This is a genomic window from Vreelandella sp. L-15 (genome assembly GCF_056857635.1).
This window is the reverse complement of the sequence record NZ_JBSXNN010000015.1, coordinates 23,121-29,777: the sequence shown is the minus strand read 5'-3', so window position 1 is coordinate 29,777 and position 6,657 is coordinate 23,121. Positions and strand designations below refer to the sequence as shown.

At 58.9% G+C, this 6,657-nt stretch carries 5 protein-coding genes and 1 pseudogene; all 6 read left to right on the top strand.

All coding sequences use genetic code 11. The annotated features are described in order from the left end of the window. On the top strand, window positions 1-180 hold a 180-nt coding region (locus tag AC13CY_RS00800; protein ID WP_483052182.1), incomplete at its 5' end, for a hypothetical protein. Between the two features lie 805 nt (window positions 181-985). Further along, the gene (locus AC13CY_RS00795) at window positions 986-1,876 is read left to right on the top strand and encodes a substrate-binding domain-containing protein (RefSeq protein ID WP_172514541.1); all 891 of its coding nucleotides are present in this window, start codon (window positions 986-988) and stop codon (window positions 1,874-1,876) included. 69 nt (window positions 1,877-1,945) lie between these two features. Further along, window positions 1,946-3,457: a sugar ABC transporter ATP-binding protein gene (locus tag AC13CY_RS00790; RefSeq protein WP_172514540.1), complete on the top strand. Its 1,512-nt coding sequence runs from the start codon at window positions 1,946-1,948 to the stop codon at window positions 3,455-3,457. Further along, window positions 3,454-4,425 (top strand): annotated as a pseudogene (locus AC13CY_RS00785) (ABC transporter permease). The gene AC13CY_RS00790 and the pseudogene AC13CY_RS00785 overlap by 4 nt, the downstream one beginning before the upstream one ends. Window positions 4,426-4,427: 2 nt before the next feature. Continuing rightward, on the top strand, window positions 4,428-5,378 hold the full coding sequence (locus AC13CY_RS00780; protein WP_172514539.1) for a tagatose kinase: 951 nt from the start codon (window positions 4,428-4,430) through the stop codon (window positions 5,376-5,378). After that, the gene (locus AC13CY_RS00775) at window positions 5,375-6,652 is read left to right on the top strand and encodes a D-tagatose-bisphosphate aldolase, class II, non-catalytic subunit (RefSeq protein ID WP_172514538.1); all 1,278 of its coding nucleotides are present in this window, start codon (window positions 5,375-5,377) and stop codon (window positions 6,650-6,652) included. The genes AC13CY_RS00780 and AC13CY_RS00775 overlap by 4 nt, the downstream gene beginning before the upstream one ends. Window positions 6,653-6,657 lie beyond the last annotated feature (5 nt).

Genomic DNA, 6,657 nt, shown 5'->3' with positions numbered 1-6,657 from the left:
AACGGGCCGTCAGCACCGATCAGCACGGTGGGTTTTGGCAATAACGGGCTTGCGAAAGCCAACTTGCACGGGGCGAATGATCAAAAAGTGCTCGCTGGCGGTGATAGGGAAAGTGTCGGCGCCGGCTTCACGGATTCAGGTAGGAGAATCAGCGCATTTGAAACGTTCACTAAACCCTGAAGACGCAATTACCTGCTCGCCAACAGCCTAGGCTATTTCTAGCGAAGACTAGAAAGGCTCTTCAAACGTAATTTTCCCTTATGGCAACCGCTGTCTACTATTCCCGCTTACCGTGGATATATCCCCCCGAACAACTCCTGATGGCCTTCGAACAAGTAGCCCAGATTATCCAGCATAAGTTCTTATCGGAACGCCTGGGGCGAGATAAAGCAGAAAAGAGTTGATGAATCATATCCGAAGTGCCATCGGGACCAGGAAGGCTCTTGGCGGCAGGTTTGCCGGTATACCAAAAGTCTCACTCCACAGTTGATAGGTGAGGGCGGGGCAGTTCTGGTGTGGAAATGTAATAGCCTTGGCGGGCCATGCCGGTTCTGGGTCATCCTCAAATCCATCAGTTGAGGTAGACATAAGCCTCATCTAGCGTGCGTCCCTTTACATGCCGTGAGATTGACATGCCGCCGTATCAGGCGCGATAGCCCTCTGTAGGCAACGCCATGCGTATATTGATGCTGCGCTTTTTGAGGTCAGTCATGGCGGGCGACCATAGGCTTTCGATGCCGACCCGGCTGCGACGGGTCATCTTATTTGCGCCCTCTGCTGCGGTTCAGGCAGCCAATCGAGCGCTCATCGGCCGTGGCAAAGCGCATGGCCGATGAACGCAAGCCCTGTCTTGCTCCCACGAGACCAAAGTTGCATGGCAAAAATTTACACGTGTATATAAATTTCTTTTCACGAGAGTATTTAATTCTAACCCCGTTACACCCGGCCCCTGTCCGCATAGGCCAAGCTTCACAGGAGTAATTCCATGAGCATTCTTCGTAACGCGATTTCTACCATTGGTGGTGCCGCGCTGGTGCTGAGCGCCTCGACCAGTTGGGCTGAGGGTATTGGCGCTTCGTTGCTGACACAGCAACATCCGTTCTATATCCAGCTTGCAGAAGCCATGCAGCAAGAAGCTGCCTCCAGTGAGGTGTCCCTCGATGTTTCGGCCGCCAACCAGGATCTGAGCAAGCAGCTTGCCGACGTTGAAGACTTCATCATTAGGGGCATCGATGTGCTGATCATTTCACCGGTGGACAGCCAAGGGGTACTTCCAGCGATTATGAAGGCGCGCGAGGCAGGCATTCAGGTCATCACGGTAGACGTTCCTGCCAAGGGCGTTGAAGTCACATCCCATATCGGCACCGACAACTTCACCGGTGGGCAGCGCGCCGCCGAATTGATGGGTGAAGAGCTTGGTGGGAAAGGCCAGGTGGCGATCATTGACTACCCCACTGTGCAATCCGTTGTGTCTCGCATCGAGGGCTTCAAAGACGGCCTCAAGGCTTATCCTGACATCGAGATCGTTGCCCAGCAGACCGGCATTACCCGCGCGGAGGCTCTTTCAGTCTCTCAAAACATGCTCCAGGCCAATCCCGACATCGATGGCATCTTCGGCTTTGGTGACGATGCCGCACTCGCGGCCAGCGTCGCCGTGCAGGCAGCTAATCTGCAAGACCAGGTCAAGGTGATCGGATTCGACGGTATGCAGGAAGCGCGCGAGGCGGTGGACAGCAATCCGGTGATGGTCGGTGTGATCCAGCAGTATCCAGATGAGATCGGCCGCCTGGCGGTACAGACCGCCATCAAGATCATGGAAGGAGAAACGGTGCCAACTGAGCAGCCCATCGTGCCTGGCGTCTACACCGCCAGGTAATGAGCTTATACGCACAGCGGTGGCTGTCTTGATGGCCACCGCTCGCCTCATTGATCCCAGGGGTGTGTCATGTCCAATACCCAGCAACCTCCGATCCTCAGTCTCAGCAAAGTCGCAAAGCATTTTGGCCCCGTAACCGCCTTGAAACGCATGGACTTTCAGGTTGAGCGTGGCCGGGTTCACACGCTACTTGGGGAGAATGGAGCGGGAAAATCCACCCTGATGAAGATCCTCGCGGGGGTTCATTCCTTAAGCGCGGGTGAGATGCGGCTAAGGGGCAAACCCTATGCCCCCGCTACGCCTCAGGATGCCGCACGCAGCGGGCTCGCCATTGTCTTTCAGGAACTGAGCCTGTGTAACAACCTGAGCGTGGCCGAAAACATCCTAGCGACTCGGGAACCCTCGCGGCTGGGTTGGATTTCTGATGCCAAGCTGGTTGCCAGGGCCAAGGCCCTGGTGGATGACCTCGGCCTGCCCATTAACGTGCATGCAAAGGTCGGCGACCTGTCCATGGCCCAGCGCCAGTTGGTCGAAATCGCCAAGGGACTGAGTCACGACGCGGATGTGGTGATCCTTGACGAGCCCACCTCATCGCTGAGCGACTCCGAAGCGGAGATACTGTTTCGCATCATTGACCGGCTTACCGAGCGCGGCAAGGCTGTCATCTATATCTCCCATCGCATGGAAGAAATCATGCGTCTATCCGACGACATTACCGTCGTTCGCGACGGCGAATACATCACAACGCTGAAAAAGGATGAGACGACGACCTCAGAACTGATCTCGCTGATGGTCGGCCGTCCCATGGAGAGCATGTTTCCACCCCGCTTGGCAGAGCTGAAAGAGAGCTCCACGACGCCCATGTTCTCGGTACAGGGACTCACACGCCCCGGCGAGTTCAGCGATATCTCTTTCGACGTCAGTGCTGGCGAGATTCTCGGGTTTTTCGGACTGATCGGCTCCGGTCGCTCCGAAATCATGAACGCCCTATTTGGCATGCGTAGCGCGGCAGGGCAGGTTCGCCTGGCCGGGGAGGTAGTGCAACTGGCCGATGCCTCCGACGCGATTAAAAAGGGTCTTGGATTCGTCACCGAGAATCGCAAGGAGCAGGGGCTGGTGCTGAACCAGACCGTACGCGCCAACATCACCATGGCCTCGCTATCGAAGATATCCGCAGGTGGCGTACTGAAAAGCGCCGAGGAGCGCCGCCAGGCCAGCGATGAAGTGAGACGCCTGGGCGTGCGCACCCACTCGATTGAGACGGTAGTCGGCACGCTCTCCGGGGGAAACCAGCAGAAGGTGGTTCTGGCCAAATGGCTGGCCACCCGCCCGCGAGTCCTGATTCTCGACGAGCCGACTCGCGGCGTCGACGTAGGGGCCAAGTTCGAGATCTATCGGCTTATTCGTCAACTCGCCGCCGAAGGCACTGCCATCATCATGGTGTCCTCGGAACTTCCCGAAATATTCGGCATGGCCGACCGTATTGCGGTCATGGCCGAAGGCCACCTAGCTGCCATATTGCCCGTTGCCGAATCCACCCCTGAAAAAGTCATGGCCCACGCCACAGGACAGCACGCATGAATATGCCCACGTTTTCCCCTGCCAATCATGAACGACTGAAGTCCGCACTGCGACAATACGGCGGTATCTTCCTATCGCTGATCACGCTGTGCGTTTTCTTCTCGCTAACCAATGAGCGTTTTATGTCGCTCGCCAACTTCATGAATATTCTGCAGCAGGTCGCCGTCATCGCCGTGCTGGCCTTCGGCATGACCTGGGTAATACTGCTGGGCGATATCGATCTGTCGGTCGGTTCCATGCTGGCGGTCGCCGGCATGGTCGGCGCCCAGATCATCGGGCTCGGCTGGGGGTTCGTTCCGGCGGTGGCCATCACCCTGCTCGCCGGCGCCTTGATGGGGCTGGTCAATGGCGTACTGACTGCCAAACTGATGTTACCTGCCTTTATCGTGACGGTCGCTACCATGAGCATCTAACGCGGCATGGTCAGTCTCCCGACCAACGGCGCCCCGGCGATGTTGACCGACCCCACTTGGACGTCCATTGGCACCGGTAGCGTGGTAGGTGTGCCGATCATCATCTGGATCGTGGTGGGGTTGTTCGTTCTCAATCACCTGCTGCTGGCTCACACCACCTTTGGCCGGCGTACTTACCTCACCGGCGGCAACCGTGAAGCGGCCATCTATTCAGGCATCAAGGTCGACCGCCTGAAGATATCGATCTTCATGATCTCCGGACTGATGGCGGCGGTGGCCGGCATCATGATGTCGTCGCGCCTCTATTCCGCGCAGACCAATGCTGGCATTAGCTATGAACTGGATGCCATCGCCGCAGCCGTCCTGGGTGGTACCAGTCTCGCGGGCGGGGTCGGAACCATGGTCGGCACTCTGATCGGCGCCCTGATCATCGGCGCGCTCAACAACGGTATGAACATGCTTTCGGTGCCCTATTTCTATCAGCTCATCGTCAAGGGGCTGGTGATTCTGGTGGCCGTGTGGCTCGACGTCCGCGCCAAGCGTCAGAAAGGATAACCATGACCAAGAAAATACTCACTATCGGCGAGATTCTGGTGGAGTTCGTGGCGACGACCCAGGGTGATGGATTTGGCGAGGCGCAGCCTCTGACGGGGCCCTACCCATCTGGAGCGCCGGCCATTTTCATCGACCAGGTGGGCCGCATGGGCCAGGCCTGCGCCATTCTTGGTCGCGTTGGAGACGATGACTTCGGTCACCTGAATATTGACCGGCTGCGCGATGACGGCGTTGACGTCAATGGCATCGAGATCGCATACGGCGAAGTTACCGGCTGCGCTTTCGTGCGCTACCGCCCCGATGGCAGCAGGCGCTTCGTCTTCACCCTGCCGCAAAGTGCTGCCGCCCGTCTTCCCGCCACCTCGGCCAGCGAAGCCCTGATCGATAGTTGCGATCACCTGCACATGATGGGTACCGCACTCACCATCCCCGATATAGCGGCGCTGGCTAGATCGGCAGTGCAGCGCATCAAGGCGCGAGGGGGCAGCCTGAGCTTCGATCCCAACCTGAGGGCCGAAATGCTTGACACCCCCGGGCTGCGGGAGGAACTCGCCTACATGCTGGCCCAGGCCGATCTGTTTCTGCCTTCCGGCGACGAAATTTTTCTGTTCTCCGACGCCACAACGGAACAGGACGCCGTTGACGATCTGCTTGGCCGCGGCATAAGTGACATCGTCGTCAAGCGAGGCAGCCAGGGGGCCAGCCACTACTGCCGCAACGGGCGTAAGGATGTAACGCCACTATCAGTAGAAGAGATCGATCCAACCGGTGCCGGTGACTGTTTCGGCGGGGCCTTCGTTGCCCTTTGGCTCAATGGTGCCGCACCGGAAATCGCCCTGCGCTACGCCAATGCCGCAGGAGCCCACTCGGTAACCCGCCTTGGCCCGATGGAAGGCGCTGCCACCAAACATCAGCTCGACAGGTTACTCGCCTCACAGGAGATCAACTCATGACCCCCCCTTCGATTCGAGATCTCGCCGACTGGCGCAAGCAGGCAGGCCCCTCCGGCATCCCATCGGTATGTTCAGCGCACCCATTGGTGCTTGAAGCAGCGATGCAGGCCACGTTACCCACAAGCCTGCCGCTGCTGATCGAGGCTACCTGCAACCAGGTGAACCAGGACGGTGGCTATACCGGCATGACGCCCAGTGACTTTCGCGCCATGGTGGAGGACATTGCTGAGCGGGCAAGCTTCCCCCTCGAACGAATCATTCTCGGCGGCGACCATCTTGGGCCCAACCCCTGGAAGGCGCTCGATGCGGAGGCCGCGATGGGCAAGGCCGAGACGATGATTCGCGCCTACGCCGCCGCGGGCTTCACCAAGTTACACCTCGACTGCTCCATGGGCTGCGCCGGCGAGCCGATTGCTCTGGACGATGCGGACACCGCCGCACGCGCAGCGCGTCTGGCCAAGGCCGCCGAAGAGGCATGCACCAACCCAAGTCAGGCACCGGTCTACATCATCGGTACCGAGGTGCCCGTCCCGGGCGGCGCCCTGGAGGCTATCGAGGGTCTTGAGGTCACTAGCCCCGCCGCCGTACGTGAAACCGTCGAAGTGCATCGCCGGGCTTTCCTGGAGGCGGATCTGGAAGACGCCTTCAAGCGCGTCATTGCTGCCGTGGTTCAGCCCGGCGTCGAATTCGGCAACCATAATGTGATCGTCTACGATTCCAGCGAAGCCAGAGCACTGAGTCAGACCCTCGATGATCTGCCTGGGCTGGTCTTTGAAGCCCACTCTACCGATTACCAGCCGCCCTCGGCGCTCGGCGCGCTGGTCGAGGACGGCTTCGCCATCCTGAAGGTCGGGCCTGGCCTGACCTTTGCCCTGCGCGAGGCGTTGTACGGTCTCGATATGATCGCCGCCGAACTCTATCCCGGTTCATCGCGTCAAAGCCTGCGCGATATCATGGAAGCGGTGATGCACTCCTCGCCAGACAACTGGCAGAAGTACTATGAAGGGTCTGAGCATGAACAGGCGTTGTTGCGCCACTTTTCCTACAGTGACCGCATCCGTTATTACTGGCCGGAAGCGGATGCCAAGGCCGCGGTGGATGCTCTGTTACAGCAGCTCGACGGTGTCGAAATTCCCGAGCCTCTGATCGCCCAGTATCTCGGCGGACTGCTCAAGAAAGTCCGCGTCAAGGTCGTGGCACCTCACGCCCGGAACTTGCTCTTGGCGGCCATCGGAGACATCATGCAAGACTATATCGACGCCTGCCAGGGATGATGCAA

Excerpts from the sequence above, each read along its gene's own strand:
- AC13CY_RS00795 (WP_172514541.1), top strand. The coding sequence starts at position 986 with ATGAGCATTCTTCGTAACGCGATTTCTACCATTGGTGGTGCCGCGCTG.
- AC13CY_RS00790 (WP_172514540.1), top strand. The coding sequence starts at position 1,946 with ATGTCCAATACCCAGCAACCTCCGATCCTCAGTCTCAGCAAAGTCGCA.
- AC13CY_RS00780 (WP_172514539.1), top strand. The coding sequence starts at position 4,428 with ATGACCAAGAAAATACTCACTATCGGCGAGATTCTGGTGGAGTTCGTG.
- AC13CY_RS00775 (WP_172514538.1), top strand. The coding sequence starts at position 5,375 with ATGACCCCCCCTTCGATTCGAGATCTCGCCGACTGGCGCAAGCAGGCA.